The organism is Leisingera sp. NJS201, assembly GCF_004535885.1.
Classification (GTDB): domain Bacteria; phylum Pseudomonadota; class Alphaproteobacteria; order Rhodobacterales; family Rhodobacteraceae; genus Leisingera.
Map to the genome: position 1 here is coordinate 4,117,297 of NZ_CP038234.1, position 18,351 is coordinate 4,135,647.

The 18,351-nt window shown below is 59.9% G+C and carries 17 protein-coding genes and 2 pseudogenes; 12 read left to right on the forward strand and 7 right to left on the reverse strand.

Annotated features, from left to right (window positions below; translation table 11 throughout):
• Nucleotides 1-39: 39 nt before the first annotated feature.
• Complete coding sequence (hemH, locus tag ETW23_RS20375) at nucleotides 40-1,101, reverse strand: ferrochelatase (RefSeq protein WP_134831086.1); 1,062 nt, start codon at nucleotides 1,099-1,101, stop codon at nucleotides 40-42.
• A gap of 105 nt (nucleotides 1,102-1,206) precedes the next feature.
• Nucleotides 1,207-2,028 carry a methyltransferase domain-containing protein gene (locus ETW23_RS20380; protein WP_134831087.1) on the reverse strand — a complete coding sequence of 274 codons (822 nt, stop codon included), beginning with the start codon at nucleotides 2,026-2,028 and terminating at the stop codon, nucleotides 1,207-1,209.
• 13 nt (nucleotides 2,029-2,041) lie between these two features.
• Here ETW23_RS20380 and ETW23_RS20385 point away from each other — a divergent pair, with 13 nt between their 5' ends.
• The 4 genes and pseudogenes from ETW23_RS20385 to ETW23_RS20400 all read left to right on the forward strand — a co-directional run bounded on the left by ETW23_RS20385 (nucleotide 2,042) and on the right by ETW23_RS20400 (nucleotide 4,395).
• Nucleotides 2,042-2,770 (forward strand): ComF family protein, encoded by a 729-nt coding sequence (locus ETW23_RS20385; RefSeq protein ID WP_134831088.1) that lies wholly within the window; start codon nucleotides 2,042-2,044, stop codon nucleotides 2,768-2,770.
• 82 nt (nucleotides 2,771-2,852) lie between these two features.
• Nucleotides 2,853-3,110, forward strand: coding sequence for a glutaredoxin 3 (grxC, locus tag ETW23_RS20390; protein WP_129372625.1), 258 nt, complete (start codon nucleotides 2,853-2,855; stop codon nucleotides 3,108-3,110).
• A gap of 15 nt (nucleotides 3,111-3,125) precedes the next feature.
• Nucleotides 3,126-3,955, forward strand: a pseudogene (locus ETW23_RS20395) (carbon-nitrogen hydrolase family protein).
• A complete protein-coding gene (locus tag ETW23_RS20400) occupies nucleotides 3,955-4,395 on the forward strand; it encodes a MarR family winged helix-turn-helix transcriptional regulator (protein WP_129372623.1) in 441 nt (146 codons plus the stop codon). The pseudogene ETW23_RS20395 and the gene ETW23_RS20400 overlap by 1 nt, the downstream one beginning before the upstream one ends.
• 303 nt (nucleotides 4,396-4,698) lie before the next feature.
• Here the strand turns inward: ETW23_RS20400 and ubiG are convergent, their stop codons facing one another.
• The gene (ubiG, locus tag ETW23_RS20405) at nucleotides 4,699-5,445 is read right to left on the reverse strand and encodes a bifunctional 2-polyprenyl-6-hydroxyphenol methylase/3-demethylubiquinol 3-O-methyltransferase UbiG (protein ID WP_134831089.1); all 747 of its coding nucleotides are present in this window, start codon (nucleotides 5,443-5,445) and stop codon (nucleotides 4,699-4,701) included.
• 50 nt (nucleotides 5,446-5,495) lie between these two features.
• Between ubiG and pip the strand changes: the two genes are divergently transcribed.
• Complete coding sequence (pip, locus tag ETW23_RS20410; protein WP_134831090.1) at nucleotides 5,496-6,476, forward strand: prolyl aminopeptidase; 981 nt, start codon at nucleotides 5,496-5,498, stop codon at nucleotides 6,474-6,476.
• On the forward strand, nucleotides 6,473-7,318 hold the full coding sequence (locus tag ETW23_RS20415) for an ABC transporter substrate-binding protein (RefSeq protein ID WP_134831091.1): 846 nt from the start codon (nucleotides 6,473-6,475) through the stop codon (nucleotides 7,316-7,318). Before pip ends, ETW23_RS20415 begins: the two co-directional genes overlap by 4 nt.
• Before the next feature lie 24 nt (nucleotides 7,319-7,342).
• Here the strand turns inward: ETW23_RS20415 and ETW23_RS20420 are convergent, their stop codons facing one another.
• Nucleotides 7,343-8,281: a c-type cytochrome gene (locus ETW23_RS20420; RefSeq protein WP_129372619.1), complete on the reverse strand. Its 939-nt coding sequence runs from the start codon at nucleotides 8,279-8,281 to the stop codon at nucleotides 7,343-7,345.
• A gap of 131 nt (nucleotides 8,282-8,412) precedes the next feature.
• Between ETW23_RS20420 and ETW23_RS20425 the strand changes: the two genes are divergently transcribed.
• From ETW23_RS20425 to infB, 6 genes are all read left to right on the forward strand, one after another.
• Complete coding sequence (locus ETW23_RS20425; RefSeq protein ID WP_129372618.1) at nucleotides 8,413-8,889, forward strand: RNA polymerase sigma factor; 477 nt, start codon at nucleotides 8,413-8,415, stop codon at nucleotides 8,887-8,889.
• Nucleotides 8,886-9,635, forward strand: a complete 750-nt coding sequence (locus ETW23_RS20430; protein WP_129372617.1) for an anti-sigma factor — start codon at nucleotides 8,886-8,888, stop codon at nucleotides 9,633-9,635. The genes ETW23_RS20425 and ETW23_RS20430 overlap by 4 nt, the downstream gene beginning before the upstream one ends.
• Nucleotides 9,636-9,825: 190 nt before the next feature.
• A complete protein-coding gene (rimP, locus tag ETW23_RS20435) occupies nucleotides 9,826-10,416 on the forward strand; it encodes a ribosome maturation factor RimP (RefSeq protein ID WP_134831092.1) in 591 nt (196 codons plus the stop codon).
• Nucleotides 10,416-12,032, forward strand: a complete 1,617-nt coding sequence (nusA, locus tag ETW23_RS20440; protein WP_129372615.1) for a transcription termination factor NusA — start codon at nucleotides 10,416-10,418, stop codon at nucleotides 12,030-12,032. The genes rimP and nusA overlap by 1 nt, the downstream gene beginning before the upstream one ends.
• A gap of 26 nt (nucleotides 12,033-12,058) precedes the next feature.
• Nucleotides 12,059-12,679, forward strand: a complete 621-nt coding sequence (locus ETW23_RS20445) for an RNA-binding protein (RefSeq protein WP_129372614.1) — start codon at nucleotides 12,059-12,061, stop codon at nucleotides 12,677-12,679.
• Between the two features lie 8 nt (nucleotides 12,680-12,687).
• The gene (gene infB, locus ETW23_RS20450) at nucleotides 12,688-15,180 is read left to right on the forward strand and encodes a translation initiation factor IF-2 (protein WP_134831093.1); all 2,493 of its coding nucleotides are present in this window, start codon (nucleotides 12,688-12,690) and stop codon (nucleotides 15,178-15,180) included.
• 642 nt (nucleotides 15,181-15,822) lie between these two features.
• On the opposite strand, the gene mutT is transcribed toward infB, so the two are convergent.
• The 3 genes and pseudogenes from mutT to ETW23_RS20465 all read right to left on the reverse strand — a co-directional run bounded on the left by mutT (nucleotide 15,823) and on the right by ETW23_RS20465 (nucleotide 18,297).
• Nucleotides 15,823-16,221, reverse strand: coding sequence for an 8-oxo-dGTP diphosphatase MutT (mutT, locus tag ETW23_RS20455; protein ID WP_129372612.1), 399 nt, complete (start codon nucleotides 16,219-16,221; stop codon nucleotides 15,823-15,825).
• Complete coding sequence (gene argJ, locus ETW23_RS20460) at nucleotides 16,218-17,444, reverse strand: bifunctional glutamate N-acetyltransferase/amino-acid acetyltransferase ArgJ (RefSeq protein ID WP_134831094.1); 1,227 nt, start codon at nucleotides 17,442-17,444, stop codon at nucleotides 16,218-16,220. The genes mutT and argJ overlap by 4 nt, the downstream gene beginning before the upstream one ends.
• 2 nt (nucleotides 17,445-17,446) lie before the next feature.
• Nucleotides 17,447-18,297: pseudogene (locus ETW23_RS20465) on the reverse strand (peptidylprolyl isomerase).
• Nucleotides 18,298-18,351: the final 54 nt, after the last annotated feature.

Below are 18,351 nucleotides of genomic sequence, written 5' to 3' on the forward strand. Positions count from 1 at the left end.
CGATCCAATTTTGGATCCTATTTGAACCGGGAGAGCGCTTTAGTCCAGCCAGCCTTGCAGATTCTGCTCAATCACACCGGCCAGTGCCGCAACGTGATCGTCATCATCGTTGAGGCAAGGGATATAAAGGAAGTCCTCGCCGCCCGCGTGCTCAAAACTCTCGCGGATCTCTTCGTTGATCTCTTCCAGCGTCTCGATGCAGTCGGCCGAGAAGGCCGGCGCGATCACCGCGATGTTCTTTTTGCCTTCCTTGGCAAGCGTTGCGACGTGATCCACCGTGTAAGGTTTCAGCCATTCCTCGGGTCCAAACACAGATTGGAAAGTGGTTGTGATCCGGGTGTCGTCCCAGCCCAGCCGCTCCTTCAGCAGCCGCGTCGTTTTCTGGCACTGGCAGTGATAGGGATCGCCTTGCATTAAGTAGCGTTTCGGCATGCCATGATAGGAGACCACCAGGATATCCGGGCGCTTTTCAGCTTTGGCATAGGCCTCTTCCACCGATCGCGCCAAAGCGTCGATATAGGCGGGCTGGTCAAAATAGGGTTCGATCGTGCGGGCGGCGGGCTGCCAGGGCTCATCCATCAGGGCGCGGAAGAACTGGTCGTTGGCAGTGCCGGAGGTAGCGCCGGCGTATTGCGGATACAGCGGCACAAACAGGATTTTCCGGCAGCCGGCCGCAACCATTTCCCGCACCTTGGATTTGGTCGAGGGATTGCCATAGCGCATGCAGAAATCGACCATCACCTGATCGCCATAGCGTGCCTTCATCGCAGTCGCCATCTTGGTTGTCTGGTCCTTGGTTATGGTCATCAAAGGGCTTTCACCCTTGTCGTGGTTCCAGATCGATTTGTAAGCGGTGCCCGAAGAGAACGGACGTTTGGTCAGGATGATCAACTGCAAGAGCGGCTGCCACTTCCACGATGGATAGTCGATCACCCGCTTGTCAGACAGGAATTCGTTCAAGTAGCGGCGCATCGGCCAGTACGAATAATCATCCGGCGTGCCGAGGTTGGCCAGCAGGATGCCGACTTTCTCTGCTGGGATCTTTGGGTGATCGGCAGGGGCGTGGGCAGGGCATTTGACGGTCCGGGCGGCGTCCAGCATGGGCAGGTCCTGTGGGGCTTGGAATTCAGTTGTCGGCGGGAAGTTACTGTCTTTGCGCGCAGAAGGCCAATTGGATCGCATTGGCCCAGCCATAACGGAAATTTATCAGGGCTTGAGCTTGGATTCCGGCACTTTCAACGCATCGGCCAGGCGCATCCGGGCAGAGCCGGGGCGCAAGGGTTTTTGCTGGCTGTCCGACGGCGACCAGCCGGTAAGGCAGACCAGCTCAAATGTCGCTGGCAGCCGGCCGTCAGCAGTTGCGAAATGCTCGCGGTAGATGTGGTCGGCCAGCTGGAACAGGGTTCGCGGAGCCGGGTGCTTCAGGCGCTGGGCGAGGGCGTTGGTCTCTCCCATACCGCGCAGATCGTGGATCAGGTGGGTCAGATCACGGTATTCGGCAGTCAGCGGTACCAGGTCCGCTACCGGCAGGGCAAAACCGGCCCGCTGCAGCAAACCGCCCAGATCCCGGATCTCTCCCATCGGGGCAACGCGGGGGGACAGTCCGCCCATCACAACGGTTTCGGCTTCTGCTATGGCGGCGCGCAGTTCGTGCAGGGTTTGGCCGCCCAGCAGGATGACCAGCAGCAGCCCGTCTTCCTTCAGGGCACGTCGGCATTGGATCAGCTGGCCAACCGGATCGTTGGCCCAATGCAGGCACATGGCATGGATCACCACATCATGCGCGCCTTGTTCCAGAGCCAGGACATCCGTGTCGGCCACAATCTTCGCGTCCGGCTGAAACCCTTCCCAGACCTCCGGAAAGGGGCAGACAATAGCGGGCGTGGTAAAGGTTCTGTTAACCAGGCTCAGGCGATCCTCGGCCTCATCCCGCGCCATTTGGTGCAGGAACAACGCATCCGCGCGCCGGCGTGCGCGGCGGGCTGCCAGGGTGCGGCGGTCGAATAGCTGTGCTGGTGCTTGTGTCATGAGGGCTATTTAGATGCTGCTGACCAGGATTCAAACCGCTGTTTCGCTGATCTATCCGCCGCAATGCATGGGCTGCGGGGGTCTGGTTGGCAGCGACTTTGGCCTGTGCGGTTCTTGCTGGGCCGATATGCATTTTATCAGCGGCACGGTCTGCGAGGGCTGCGGCGCTCCGCTGCCGGGGGAGGCGGACGGCTTTCGGCTGGAATGCGACAGCTGCCTGCGCCATCCGCGGCCTTGGAGCCAAGGGCGATCTGCGCTGCTGTATGAGGGGCGGGGCCGCAAGCTGATTCTGGCTTTGAAGCACGGGGACCGGACGGAAATTGCACATATGGCCGCTGGATGGCTGGAGCGGGCCGTGCAGCCGATGCTGGCGGAGAATCCCCTGATATGCCCGGTGCCGCTGCATTGGACCCGGCTGCTGAAGCGAAAGTATAATCAATCCGCTTTGCTTGCTGAAGCAGTGGCGGCCCGGATTGGCCTGGAGCATTGCCCGGATCTGCTGCGCAGGTTCCGGCGGACCCCTGCACTGGAAGGCAAGACACGCGACCAGCGATTTCAGCATTTGGGTGCAGCAATTGCACCCCACCCGGGCCGGGAGGGGCGGATCAAAGGGCGCACGGTTCTGATCGTGGATGACGTGATGACCTCCGGCGCCACTCTCAGCGCTTGCACTGATGCCTGCCTGCAGGCCGGTGCGGCGGAGGTACGGGTGGCGGTGCTGGCCCGGGTCACGCAAGCGTGAGGCTGCCCGCCGGCCTCTGGCAATTGTTGCATTGAATCCCCAATTCCTCCACAACCTTCGAAACCAGACTATGGGGTCCTGAATGAAAACCGTTGAAATCTACACCTCGCCTCTGTGCGGATATTGCCACGCCGCCAAGCGTCTGCTGAATCAGAAGGGTGTTACCTTTTCGGAAATCAACGTGCTGGCGCAGCCGGACCGCAAGGCAGAGATGATCCAGCGCGCCAATGGCGGCCGCACGGTACCGCAGATCTTTATCGGCGAAACCCATGTCGGCGGCTGTGACGATCTTTTTGCGCTGGAACAGGCGGGCAAACTGGACCCGCTGCTGGCAGCCTGAACCCGGAGAGATAAAATGCGCACAGCTCTGCTTCAGATGACATCCACCGACATCCCGGCTGAAAACCTGGAGACCGTGAAGGCGATGATGGCAGAGGCTGTGCGCGGCGGGCGGGCTTTGTGCTGACGCCCGAAGTTACCAATTGCCTCTCCGGCAGCCGGACCCATCAGACCGGTGTCCTGTGTCACGAAGAGGATGACCCGACGCTGGCCGCCCTGCGTGACGAGGCGGCAAAACATGGCATCTGGCTGCTGCTGGGGTCGCTGGGCATCAAGACCCACGACAATGACGGGCGCTTTGCCAACCGGCAGTTCCTGATCAGCCCGCAGGGTGAAATCAAGGCGCGCTACGACAAGATCCACATGTTCGATGTCGAGGTCACACCCGAGGAAACCTACCGCGAGTCCGACGGCTACCGCCCGGGCACCCAGGCGGTTGTGGCGGAGACGCCATTTGCCAATATCGGCATGACCATCTGTTATGACGTGCGCTTTCCGCATTTGCACCGGGCGCTGGCCAAAGGCGGGGCGCAGATCATCACTGCGCCGGCGGCGTTTTCTTATGTCACCGGCGCCGCACACTGGCATTCGCTGCTGCGCGCCCGTGCAATTGAAACCGGCTGCTTTGTGCTGGCGCCTGCGCAGACTGGCAAACACCCGGCCTCCCGCGGGCCCAGCCGCAAAACCTTTGGCCATTCTCTGGCCGTATCCCCCTGGGGCGAGGTGTTGGCCGATGCCGGTCAGGAACCGGGCGTGACTTACGTTGATCTCGACCTCGAATCAGTGGCAGAAGCGCGCAAACGCGTGCCTTCCCTGACCCACGACCGGGAGTTTGACGGACCCTGATGGATGAGACACATTCCCTGGCGGTATCGCTGTTCAGCGAGATTCTGATGGCTGACCAGCTGGCCCGGTCACGTCTCAGCAAAGTGCTGCCCAAAGGGATGGAGCTGTCGCATTTCTCGGTGCTGAACCACCTGGCCCGGGCTGGACTGGAACGCTCGCCCGCGCAGCTGGCCAAGGCGTTTCACGTAACCCGCGGCGCTATGACCAACACGCTGGGCAAGCTGGAAGTTGCCGGATACATCCATGTCCGCCCGGATTGGGACGATGCGCGGCGCAAGATGGTGGCGATCAGCCCGGCCGGCAAACAGGCCCGGGATGCGGCATTGGCCGGGATCATTCCGGTGATTTCAGAAGTTGTGGGGGAATTGGGCAGCGATCGGGTCCGGGCGACCTTGCCCATTCTGCGCGAGCTGCGCGGCAAACTGGAAGAGAGCGGCTGAGGGGCCGGACCCAAACAGTCACCTGCTCGGGTTAAAAAGGGACGCCTGCAAGCAGGCGCCCCTCTTCCCCATCAGTCCCCATCATGCCGTGAACGGCGATCGTTTAACCATTGGGCAGACCCCCCAGTCACAATGGCAAGCAGATACTTGGTTCTTAGCTTGCGCCCAATCGCGGCTTGAAAAAAATACTCCAACCCCGCTTGTTAAAGATAGCAAGCGGGACGCGGTGGCCAAAGAGTGCAAAAGGATTACGACCTATCCTTTAGGATAGGCGGCAGAAAAAACTGGTCGGCGAGGGCACTCTTAGCCAGGTTTTTTGCTGGCGGTCACATAGTTTACCGACAGATCCCGTTCGGATATCGACCAGTTCCAGGTGATCGGGTTGAACACGAACCCCTTCCGGTCAACAGGCTTCAGACCGGCATTGCGCAGCAGTTCGTAGAGTTCATCCGGGGTTACGAACTTGGACCACTCATGAGTGCCGCGCGGCAGCCAGCGCATGATCACCTCAGCTCCGACAATCGCCATTGCAAAGCTCTTTGGGTTGCGGTTGATGGTTGAGCATATTTCCAGACCGCCGGGCTTCAGCAGTGTACGGGTAGCAGTAAGGTAGCTCAGCGGATCGGCCACATGCTCGACCACTTCCATGTTCAGCACGACGTCGAATTGTTCACCGGCAGCAGCCAGTGCCTCGGCGGTGGTGTGGCGGTAGTCGATCTCCAAGTCCGATTGTTCGGCATGAATGCGGGCAACCGGCAGGTTGCCTTCTGCCGCATCGGCGCCCACAACTGTTGCACCCAACCGCGCCATCGGCTCGCTCAGCAGTCCGCCGCCGCAGCCGATATCCAGCAGCCGCAGCCCTTTGAAAGGGCACTGTGACGTCAGGTCGCGGCCAAATTCCCCGGCGATCTGACGGGTAATATAGTCCAACCGGCACGGGTTCAGCATGTGTAAAGGCTTGAACTTGCCGTTCGGATCCCACCACTCCGCCGCCATCGCTTCGAATTTAGCAATTTCCGCAGGGTCGACCGTGGATTGAGGCGCTTGCATTCCTGTCTCCGTGTGCTCTTTTGTAGTCTGACGTTTCACTAAGGTCAGTAATGGATAGATACCCGGACCAAAAGCGCGCTGTGCATTATCTTTATCCGCCGGTCGAGCCTTTTGACCAGCGCATGATCGACGCAGGCCAGGGCCACAATATATATGCAGAACAAAGCGGCAATCCCAATGGCATTCCCGTGATTGTGTGCCATGGCGGCCCCGGCGGCGGCAGCAGCCCGGCGATGCGGCGGTATTTCGATCCGCATGTGTATCGAATCATCCTGTTCGATCAACGCGGCTGCGGCCGCTCGCGCCCCTATGCGTCATGCGAGAGCAACACCACCTGGCATCTGGTTGCCGATATGGAGCTGATCCGCCGCCAGCTGGGCATTGAGTCCTGGATCCTGTTCGGCGGCAGCTGGGGAGCGACACTGGCGTTGATTTACGCCCAGACCCACCCCGGCCGGGTCCAGCAGATTATCCTGCGCGGTGTGTTCCTGATGACCAATGCTGAGCTGGATTGGTTCTATGGCGGCGGTGCCGGCAAGTTCTGGCCCGAAACCTGGGCCAAATTCGTTTCGCTGATCCCCGATGCAGAGCGCAGCGACATGATCGCCGCCTATCACAAGCGGCTGTTTTCCGGCGATCTGGATGAAGAAGTGCGTTATGGCCGGGCCTGGTCAGCCTGGGAAAACGCGTTGGCGTCGGTGCATTCCAACGGCCAGAGCGGCGAAAGCCCCGGCGATTATGCACGTGCCTTTGCCCGGTTGGAGAATCACTATTTCATCAATAGCGGTTTCCTCGATTACGACGGCCAGATCCTCGCCAATATGGACCGGATCTCTCATATCCCCGGCGTTATCGTGCAGGGGCGTTATGATATGATCTGCCCGCCGTCTTCGGCTTGGCGCCTGAATGAGCTGTGGCCAAATGCGGAGTTGAAGATGGTGCGCAATGCCGGCCATGCTTTGTCGGAGCCGGGAATCAGCGCTGAGCTGGTTCGGGCGATGGACCGGATTGCAGGAGAGCTTGTGCCATGACGCGCATTGACCGCCGCGCGCTGTTCACCTCGGGTGCTGCCGCAGCCCTGCTGGCGGCGGCTGGCGGGGCCGTAAATGCATCGCCCAAAGCCGGTGGCGCGCTGCGTCTTGCGGTTCCCCGCGACGGCGGGCTTTTGGAACAAGCCGCACGTTACGCGGTCTATGACACGCTGACAGAAATTGCCCCTGATGGTTTGCTGCGCGGGGAATTGGCTGCAGGCTGGCATTCGACGCCGGACGCCAAAACCTGGACCTTTGATTTGCGTGCGGGCGTGGATTTTCATGACGGCTCACTGCTCACAGCAGAGGATGCAGCCGCGTCGCTTTTGGTGCAGGGCATTAGCGGGGCTGAAGTGCGCGCGGTCACTGCGTTGGGCAACCTGCAATTGCTGGTGGAATTGTCGCAGCCCAATCCGCATTTGCCCTACCTTTTGGCTGGTGCCGATCTGATGATTGCACCCGCTGGTGAACTGCCGGCACCGCTGTCCGCTGCGATTGGCACGGGGTGCTACAAGGTGGAACGAGCCCGGGAAGGCCGCCATTTCCGCGCGTCCCGAGTTGCAAAACACTACAAATCCGGCATCGCGGGCTGGGTAGAAACGGTAGAGATTATTGTGATTCCTGATGCCGCAGTCCGTGCCGAAGCGCTGCGGGACGGGTACGTTGATGTCGCGGCATTGCCGGAACCGCGCGGACTGCTGAAGCGCGGGGAATTCCTGTATCATCCATCTTCCAGCAATATGGCTTTGGCCGCCCGGCACAATGTCGGCATTCCGCGGAAAGTAGGTCAGCGCACACCGCTTGACGATGGCCGCATTGCCGAGCGCTGGTGGATGGCCTGAACGGCCATCCCCGGTTCTGACGCTTCAGCTTTCCTGACGGATGTAGGCAATAACGTTCTGGATATCGTCATCTTTCTTTAAACCTTTGAATCCCATGCGGTTGCCGGGCACCACACTCTTGGGATCTGAAAGAAAGGCCGCTAGCTGTGCCTCGCTCCAGGTCAGGTTGGCATCCTGAAAGGCGCCTGAGTATTTAAAGCCATCGGCGGCGGCGGAGCCAGCATCGATGATACCGTGCAGGCTGGGGCCGGTGCCGTTTTTACCTTCTTCAAAGCTGTGGCAGGCCTGGCACTTGCGGAATACTTTCTTGCCTTTGGCCGGATCGCCTGACAGCGCCACCTCAGTCTCCTGTGCTGCAGGGGACGCCTGGGCGGTGTCGCTTCCAGCTTCAAACACAAACCGGGCGGTAACCGGGACGGTGCGGGTAATGCCGGAGAGTTTCGCAAGCTCTTGCAGGATATCAACGCCTTTGGTCAGACCCGCGTCCTCGACACCCAGAAACAGCAGATCATTGGTGGTGACCATGACCTTCCGGTCTGACAGGCGGGCCACAAACATTTCCGTTTCCACAGGAATATCGCGCCCCAGCAGGCTCAGCTTGCCTTCCACATCCGAAACCATTGTACCGCCTGCTGGCAGCGCCTCCAGCGCGGCGATGTCGACCTTGGCCGTCAGCGTCGCCAGAGCCTCGCCATTGAACACATGTTCAATCATCCGTTCATTGCGGATATCAATAAAGGTCTCCACCGATGGCAGCGAAATTGCCACAGTGACAGTGCCGTCATTGCTTACGCTGCCGGTCAGCTCTTCAAAGCTGTGCACCTCGCCCACTGTGTCTTTTTTAACTGAGCCAAAGGCGAGCTTGGAGCTTGCGCCGTCCAGCACCCAGTCTGCCGACAGCGCGGCTTGACCCGCAAAAACCAGCGCTGCAACAGAAACGCCACGAAACAGTGAGTTGAGCATCCTATGTCCTTCCTATTATCAATGTTCTTGCGGCACGGCGTCTTGACCGGCCTTGAGATTAAAACACGGCAGGAGCGCGGATTATTCGCTGGTTTGGCAAAAAGACGGCTGAGGAAGAAGTCCGGGAGGGGATAAGCCCCCTCTATCCCCGGTTGTGGCGCTTTTGCTTGATGCAGACCGGGCGGCGTGACCGGGCGGACGATCTGGCGCAAATGACTTGTCTGCGGGCGTTGGAAAAACACGCAGGATATCAGCCCGGCACGCATCTGGACCGCTGGATGTTCCGGATCGCGCACCGGCTGTGGCTGAACGAGCTGCGGGCAACGGCCGTGCGCACCGGCGGCGGGTTGGTGGCGCTGGAAGAAACCGAGATTCCGGATCAGCGCGTAAACACGGAAACGAATATTTTTGCCCGTCAGGTGTTTTCAAAGGTAGGGGAGCTGCCTGAAAGCCAAAGGGTCACGGTTCTGCTCGTCTATGTCGAAGGCTTTGCCTACAAGGAGGCAGCGGAAATCCTGAATATCCCCATCGGCACGGTGATGAGCAGACTGGCGGCCGCCCGCAAGAAGATTGCGGGTGAGTTGGCGGAAACGGAGACGGGAACATGAATGAAGCGCAAGCGGCATTCACCGATGAAGAGCTGACATCCTACCTGGATGGCGAGGCGGATAACGCCCTGCGCAGCCGGGTCGAGCTTGCGCTGAGCACGGATGCGGCTTTGGCGCAGCGTCTGCAGACATTGGATATGCCGGTGGCTGCATTGCGGGATGTCTTTTCTGCCGCGGCGCTGGGCGCCCCGCAGATGCCGGAGGGGCTGATTCCCGCATCCCGCCCCGCCCGTGCGCCGCTGCGGCTGATTGCCGGAATGGCGATGGCTTTTGGCCTTGGTGTTCTTTCCACCTACATGCTGCAGCCCGGACCCCAGCCGCAAACGGCGCCGGGATGGAAGGCGGTCGTGGCATCTTATCAGTCGCTCTATATCACCGACACTGTCGCGAACGGCAGTCAGCCGACCGAAGTGACAGCCGAAGTGCTGGACGGTTTCAGCAGCGGCCAGGGCGTGGACTTGTCTCCTGCTCAAACTGTCGAAGGGCTGGAATTCAAACGCGCCCAGTTGCTGGGCTTCAAAGGCAAGCCTCTATTGCAAATGGCTTATCTGGGCCCGGACGGCGTGCCGGTGGCCTTCTGTATCATTCGGTCCTCTGGGGCCGATAAGGCGATGCAAAGCGAGGTTTTGGCTGGCATGGCCGCTGCCTCATGGGTCAGTGATGGCATCGGTTATCTGGTGATTGGCGGTCAGGATCAGGGCTTTGTGGATGGCGTTGCTGCGGATCTTCAAGGCAAGCTGGGGTAGCGGTCCGGCGGTCAGAAACTCCGCGCGCTGCACGACCCTCTTGCAGTTTCGCCAGAACCGTCCTATATGCCTTTGACAACAGCGGCGCGTTGAACCTCTGGTTTAAGGCTCCACCGGGATTTTCAACGGGCCGCGCGCCCGTTTTTTTGTGCCCGCAGGCCAGTGCCTGCAAGCCCCAAGTGGAGGTCTGATGACCAACGACCTGATTGCCAAAGCTGCCATCGACCGGCGTCTGGCCGAGATCATCATCCCGGTGATTGAGGATCTGGGTTATGAGCTGGTGCGGATCCGGCTGATGTCTGGTAAGGCGACCACATTGCAAATCATGGCTGACAAGCCGGATGGCGGCATCGAGGTGGATGATTGCGCCGTGATCTCGAATGCGGTCAGCGCGGCACTGGACGTCGAGGATCCGATCCTTGACGCCTATGCGCTGGAAGTGTCGAGCCCCGGCATCGACCGGCCGCTGACCCGGCTGAAAGATTTTGATATGTTCGAGGGCTATGAGGCCAAGCTCGAAACCGACGAGCTGGTCGGCGGCCGCCGCCGTTTTAAGGGCGAGCTGGCGGGCACCGAGGAAGACGAAGTCCTGATCAACATCGAAGATCAGGGCGAAACCATGACCATTGGTTTGAAATTTGACTGGCTGAGCGACGCCAAGCTGGTTCTGACCGATGATCTGATCAAGGAAATGCTGCGCCAGCGCAAAGAGGCCGGCACGCTCAACGAAGACGCATTCGACGAAATCGAGACCGAAGAGTCCGAAGAGGAGAACAAGTAATGGCTATCACCTCTGCAAACCAGCTGGAGCTGTTGCAAACCGCCGAGGCCGTGGCGCGCGAAAAGATGATCGACCCCGGTCTGGTCATCGAGGCGATGGAAGAGAGTCTCGCCCGTGCGGCCAAAAGCCGCTACGGCGCCGAAATGGACATTCGCGTATCGATTGACCGCAAGACCGGCCGGGCGAAATTCACCCGCGTGCGCACTGTCGTGGCGGATGAAGAGCTGGAAAACTATCAGGCTGAGCTGACCGTCGAACAGGCCCGCCAGTACATGGCGAATCCTGAAGTAGGCCAGACCTATGTCGAGGAAGTGCCGCCGGTTGAAATGGGCCGGATCGCCGCCCAGTCGGCCAAGCAGGTGATTCTGCAGAAGGTCCGCGAAGCAGAGCGTGACCGCCAGTTCGAAGAATTCAAAGACCGCGCCGGCACCATCATCAATGGTCTGGTCAAGCGCGAGGAATACGGCAACGTCATCGTCGATGTGGGCGCTGGCGAGGCCATCCTGCGCCGCAATGAAAAAATCGGCCGCGAAAGCTATCGCCCGAACGACCGTGTGCGCTGCTACATCAAGGACGTGCGCCGCGAGCCGCGCGGCCCGCAGATTTTCCTGTCGCGCACCGCGCCGGAATTCATGGCCGAACTGTTCAAGATGGAAGTGCCGGAAATCTATGACGGCATCATTGATATCAAGGCGGTTGCCCGTGATCCCGGTTCGCGCGCCAAGATTGCTGTTATCTCCTATGACGGCTCGATCGACCCGGTCGGTGCCTGTGTTGGTATGCGCGGCTCCCGCGTGCAGGCTGTGGTGAACGAGCTGCAGGGCGAAAAGATCGACATCATCCCGTGGAACGAAGACCAGCCGACTTTCCTGGTGAACGCGCTTCAGCCTGCCGAAGTAACCAAGGTTGTGCTGGATGAAGAAGCCGGCAAAATCGAAGTTGTGGTGCCTGAAGAGCAGCTGAGCCTGGCCATTGGCCGCCGCGGCCAGAACGTCCGCCTGGCATCGCAGCTGACCAACCTCGACATCGATATCATGACCGAGGAAGAAGAATCGGCTCGCCGCCAGAAGGAATTCGAGGCGCGCACCAAACTGTTCATGGAAACCCTGGATCTGGACGAGTTCTTTGCCCAGCTGCTGGTTTCCGAAGGCTTTACCAATCTCGAAGAAGTCGCCTATGTCGAACTCGACGAGCTGCTGGTCATCGACGGTGTTGACGAAGGCACCGCCGGGGAATTGCAGGCCCGTGCCCGCGATTACCTGGAGGCCAAGGCCAAGGCGGCCTTGGATGCGGCTCGCGAATTGGGCGCCGAAGACAGCCTGATTCAGTTCGAGGGCCTGACCCCGCAGATGGTAGAGGCACTGGCCAAGGACGACGTAAAGTCGCTGGAAGATTTCGCCACTTGTGCGGACTGGGAACTGGCCGGCGGCTGGACCAACGATGGCGGCGAACGGGTCAAGGACGATGGTATCCTGGAACCTTTCGGTATGACGCTGGAACAGGCGCAGGACATGGTTATGACTGCCCGCATCATGCTGGGCTGGGTTGATCCGGCTGAACTGGAAGAAGACGCGGCAGAAGACGAAGACACTGGCGAAGAGGAAGGCGAAGCCTGAATTCAGGCTTTGCAGAGGAGAACTGCATGACACGCGGCGGCGCCACAAAAGACCGGACCGACGACAGCGAGCGTAAATGCATCGCAACCGGCGAGATCCAGCCCAAACAGGGCCTCATCCGTTTTGTGATGGGTCCTGACGGGCAAGTTGTGCCTGATGTGATGGGCAAGCTGCCCGGCCGTGGTGTCTATGTGGCCTCCAGCCGGGCCGCATTGGATACCGCGGTCAAGAAGAAGCTGTTTGCCCGCGGCTTCAAGGCCCAGGTCCAGGTGCCGGAGGAATTGGTTCAGGAAGTTGAGCGGCAGGTTGTCCGCCGGCTTATTGAACTGATCAGCCTGGCGCGTAAATCGGGTGATGCGGTGTCCGGTTTTGAGCGGGTGAAAGACTGGCTTTACAAAGAGGATGCCCGGGTGCTGATCCAGGCGTCCGACGGGTCTGGCCGCGGAAAGTCGAAGCTGAGCACCCCCTACAAGGGCAAATTCATCGGCTGCCTCACGGCGGACGAGCTGGGAATGGCATTTGGGCGCCAAACTGCAATACATGCCGCCCTCGCCTCTGGCGGACTCAGCAAACGTGTTGTAGATGAGGCGCAACGACTGCAAGGTTTGCGCGAAATGGTGGGCGGCGACGGCCGCACGGAAGGATAAGAAGCTTTATGAGCGATAGTGACGGCAAAAAGACACTGGGTCTGCGTGGGGGTTCCCGTCCGGGGAACGTGAAACAGAGTTTCAGCCATGGACGGACCAAGAATGTCGTAGTGGAAACCAAGCGCAAGCGCGTTGTGGTTCCCAAGCCGGGTGCGGCCAAGGGCGGCGGCGGCGCTGCGCCTTCCACATCCGGATCGCGCCGGCCTGCCGGCATCAGTGACGCTGAGATGGAGCGCCGCCTGAAGGCGCTGCAGGCTGCCAAAGCGCGCGAGGTCGAAGAAGCGGCCGCCCGGGCGGCGGACGAAAAAGCGCGCGAAGAAGAGCGCAACCGCCGCCGCGCCGAAGCGGAAGCCAAAGAGCGCGAGCAGCGGGAAGCCGAAGAACGCGCCAAGGCCAAGCAAGAAGAAGAAGAGCGCAAGAAGCGTGAAGCTGAAGTGGCAAAAGAACGCGCCGCTGCTGCTGCCGCTGCTCCTGCTCCTGCGGCGGATACGCCCAGAGCGGCCCGCCCGGCGCCGAACAAACCCGCGCCTGCTGCCGCACCGCGTAAAGCAGACCGTGAACGCGAACAGCGTCAGAACCGCGGCAAGGGCCAGGATGATGGCCGCCGTTCGGGTAAGCTGACATTGGGGCAGGCCACTGGCGGCGGCGGCAATCGCCACCGGTCGATGGCGTCGATGAAGCGCAAGCAAGAGCGTGCCCGGCAAAAAGCCATGGGCGGCCAGGTCGAGCGTGAAAAGGTCATCCGCGACGTTCAGCTGCCAGAGGCGATTGTGGTTTCGGAACTGGCCAACCGGATGGCGGAGCGCGTTGGCGAAGTTGTCAAATCGCTGATGAACATGGGCATGATGGTCACGCAGAACCAGACCATCGACGCCGATACCGCGGAACTGATCATCGAGGAATTCGGCCATAAAGTGGTCCGGGTGTCCGCCTCTGACGTCGAAGACGTGATCAAAGAGATTGAGGACAAGGACGACGATCTGAAACCGCGTCCGCCGGTCATCACGATCATGGGCCACGTTGACCACGGCAAAACTTCGCTGCTTGATGCGATCCGGGATGCCCGTGTTGTGGCTGGCGAAGCCGGCGGCATCACCCAGCACATCGGCGCGTATCAGGTGAAAACCGAAAGCGGCACCGTGCTGAGCTTCCTGGATACGCCTGGCCATGCGGCCTTTACCTCGATGCGCTCGCGCGGTGCTCAGGTGACGGATATCGTGGTTCTGGTGGTTGCCGCGGATGACGCGGTGATGCCGCAGACCATCGAAGCCATCAACCACGCCAAAGCGGCGCAGGTTCCGATGATCGTGGCGATCAACAAGATCGACAAACCGGCGGCAGACCCGACAAAGGTCCGCACCGACTTGCTGCAGCACGAAGTGGTTGTGGAAGCGATGTCCGGCGACGTGCAGGACGTTGAAGTTTCCGCGGTAACCGGCCAGGGCTTGGACGAGCTGCTGGAAGCCATTGCACTGCAATCGGAAATTCTGGAACTGAAGGCCAACCCCGACCGCGCTGCCCAGGGTGCCGTGATCGAGGCACAGCTGGATGTGGGCCGCGGCCCTGTGGCAACCGTTCTGGTTCAGACCGGGACTCTGCGCCAGGGCGACATCTTTGTTGTGGGTGAGCAATACGGCAAGGTGCGTGCGTTGATCAACGACAAGGGCGAGCGCGTCCAGGAAGCCGGTCCCTCGGTTCCTGTCGAGGTTCTTGGCCTCAACGGCACCCCGGAAGCAGGCGACGTGCTGAACGTGACAGACACCGAAGCACAGGCCCGCGAGATCGCTGAATACCGTGAGCAGGCCGCCAAGGATAAGCGCGCCGCTGCCGGTGCTGCGACCACGCTGGAACAGCTTATGCAGAAGGCCAAGGACGACGAAAATGTCTCCGAGCTGCCGATCCTGGTCAAAGCTGACGTGCAAGGCTCTGCCGAAGCCATCGTTCAGGCGATGGAAAAGATCGGCAACGACGAGGTGCGCGTGCGCGTGCTGCATTCGGGCGTCGGTGCGATCACCGAAACTGATGTCGGCCTCGCCGAAGCCTCCGGTGCGCCGATCATGGGCTTCAACGTCCGTGCCAATGCTTCGGCCCGCAACACCGCCAACCAGAAAAGCGTTGAGATCCGCTACTACTCGGTGATCTACGACTTGGTGGATGACGTGAAAGCGGCGGCCTCGGGCCTGCTGTCTGCCGAGATCCGCGAGAACTTCATCGGTTATGCGCAGATCAAGGAAGTCTTCAAGGTTACCGGTGTTGGCAAGGTTGCCGGCTGTCTGGTCACCGAAGGCATTGCCCGCCGTTCGGCAGGTGTCCGCCTGCTGCGCGACAACGTGGTAATCCACGAAGGCACGCTGAAGACACTGAAGCGTTTCAAAGACGAAGTGTCAGAAGTTCAGTCCGGTCAGGAATGCGGTATGGCGTTTGAAAACTACGATGATGTCCGTCCGAACGACGTGATTGAGATCTTCGAACGCGAAGAAGTCACCCGGACCCTTGACTGATCGTTGCTAAATCCAAATTGAAAAGCAGGCCCTGGCACCATTGCCGGGGCCTGTTTCTTTAGGCGGTTCCATTGTCATGTTCCGCAGGGGCCGAAGCGCAATTGAAGGCTATACCCTATCGTTGATGCTGAATGCGCCGTCCACGCAGGTCCATTCTGCATGTGCGGAGGGTGCAAAGACAGTTGACGAATTGGCGGAACGACAGAGTGGAAATGAGACAGACCAGTCCGCAAAGCAAAATTTTGTCAATTTGCTTTGGCCTTGCGGGCCCAAAAACGGGGCAGCATTGTCTGCAACCCCATTTCTTGCCTTACATGCGTGATGAGTGATAGCTCAGGCAACAGGCGGCACCGGGCGGCCTTCATATGTTCTTTTACCAACCCGCACCGCGATTTTCCCGTCAGGGAGTGTCTTTATGAAAATGCCCTGAATCAGCGAAAAACTGCCAACTGCGATTGTCCTTAGCATGGTCTTCTCCTGCCCAATTGAAACTTCGGGTAGTCAAATTCTTCGTACCTGATGCTTATGGAGAATGATTAAAAAAGGGTTCACGGGCGCCAGGCCAGGGAGCTAAAGCCCCGGTAAAACGGCAAAATTCACCCTTGGGAAACATGAAACCGCTGCGTTGCGGCTCCATGTATTTTACAGCCAGTCGCGCAGAATCGGGATCAGCGGGATATCGGCCGGCGGCATCGGATAGTCGCGCAAATCCTGCGGCCGCACCCATTTCAGGGTTTGACCTTCATTGGCCTGCGGGACGCCGTCCCACTTACGGCAGGCAAAAAGCGGCATCAGCAGGTGGAAATCCTCGTAGGAGTGGCTGGCGAAGGTCAGCGGCGCCAGGCAGGACGCCCAGGTGTCGATGCCTAGTTCCTCCTGTAACTCACGGATCAATGCTGCCTCGGGTGTTTCGCCTGGTTCGATCTTGCCGCCAGGAAACTCCCACAGGCCGGCCATGGATTTACCTTCGGGGCGCTGCGCCAGCAGCACGCGCCCGTCCACGTCGATAAGCGCAACAGCGGAAACAAGGATCACCTTCATGACCGGTAATCTGCGTTGATCGAGATATACTGATGGGTCAGATCGCAGGTCCAAACCGTGGCTTTGCCGGCACCCAGTCCCAAGCCAACTTTGATGGTGATCTCTTGTTTTTTCATCTCTGCTGCGCCCAGATCTTCCTTGTAGTCTTGTGCGACCCAGCCTTTTTCGGCCACCAGCACATTGCCAAATGAGATTGACAGCAGGTCCCGGTCGGCAGCCGCGCCGGATTTGCCGATCGCCATTACCACGCGGCCCCAGTTCGGGTCCTCGCCCGCAATCGCGGTTTTCACCAGCGGCGAGTTGGCGATAGCTAGGCCATGCACCTTTGCATCCGCATCCGAAGCCGCGCCGGTCACCTGGATTTCCACAAATTTGGTCGCGCCCTCGCCATCGCGCACCACCTGGTGTGACAGGTTTAGCATGACCCGATCCAGGCCTGCTGCAAACTCCGCGTTTCCAGTCGCGTCGACGCCTGAAGCGCCGGTGGCGCACAGCATCAGGCTGTCGGACGTAGAGGTGTCGCTGTCCACGGTGATGCAATTGAAAGTCCGGTTGCAGATCTCAGCGAGCTGTTCCTGCAGGTCGGCTTGCCCGACCTTCGCATCGGTGAAGATGTAGACCAGCATGGTTGCCATATCCGGCGCAATCATGCCTGAACCCTTTGCGATGCCGGCGATCTTGACTGTCTTGCCGCCGATCCCCACCGTGGCGCTGGCGCCTTTGGCAAAGGTGTCGGTGGTCATGATCGCCTGGGCGGCGCCTTCCAGCGTGCCTTCATCCAAGGCATCGTTCAGTTCGCTGACCTTCGCGACAATCCGGTCATGCGGCAGCGGCTCGCCGATGACACCGGTGGAGGCAGTAAAAACACGCCTGGAAGGCAGGCCGGTTGCCTGTGCAACTGCAGTGGTGATCTCCGCAACCGAGCTTTGCCCGAAATGACCGGTGAAGGCATTGGAATTGCCTGAGTTCACCAGGATTGCCGCACCGGCATCAGCACTGCCGCCCAGCTTGGCTTGGCAGTCCAGAACCGGGGCAGAACGGGTCTTGGAGCGGGTGAAAACCCCTGCAACCGCAGTGCCCGGGTCCATCACTGCCAGCATCACATCGGTCCGGCCCTGATACTTGACCCCGGCCGCGGCTGATGCAAAGCGCACGCCCTTGATCACCGGAAGATCGGGGAAGCTGGCAGGTGCCAGCGGCGAGACGGGCATTGGGGCGGCCATGATCAGTTCCTAACCAGGCTAAGGTCTTTGAGAATTGCCGGATTCAGATCCTCAATCTCAGACCGTTCGATTTCGGCGGACGCGGTCAGTTCATTCACGCTCTCTTCCACTGCCTTTTGGCGCAATTCCTCGGCCAGCTGTGCCCGCACTTCTTCAAACTCGGGGCTTCGGTCTTGCGGCGCTCACGCAGCAGAATCACATGCCAGCCGAACTGGGTTTTCACGGGTCCTGAAATTTCGCCCGAATGAAGCTTCAGAACGGCATCTTCGAACTCCGGCACCATTCGGCCTGTGGTGAACCAGCCCAGATCGCCGCCGCTGGGACCGGAGGGGCCGGTGGATTTTTCCTTGGCAAGCGTGGCAAAATCGGCGCCGGCGTCCAGCTCCTTTTTGACGTCCTGTGCGTCTTCTTCACTTTCGACGAGGATATGGGCGGCATGAAACTCATCTCCGCCGTCACCGGAAGAGTATTTTCCGTCATAGGCGGCACGCAGCGCATCTTCGCTGCTGGCCTTTTCCATGATCATATCGATCACGTTGGCGGCCAGCATGGCGCGCTCTTCGTTTTCAACGGACAATTGCACGTAACGAGGCACTTCGCCGTGCAGCTGCTGTTTCAGCGCGGTTTGCTGAACCAGCTGATCCAGGATGGCATTGTAGAGCACGTCATCAGGCAGCTGTTTGTACTGGTCGGGCAGGTTTTCGCGGGCCATGACCATATGGCCGATTGTGATATCTTCGCCATTGACCGAGGCAACAACCGTGTTGGCATGTGGCGCAGCAACTGCGGCCAGCGGCAACGCAGTACAGGCTGCCACCGCCATGCCGCGCAGAAAAGTGAGACCTTTACGCATTGAAACCTTCCTATTCCTAGGCCGCATAGGGGCCTGCCGTTGACACTCTATACC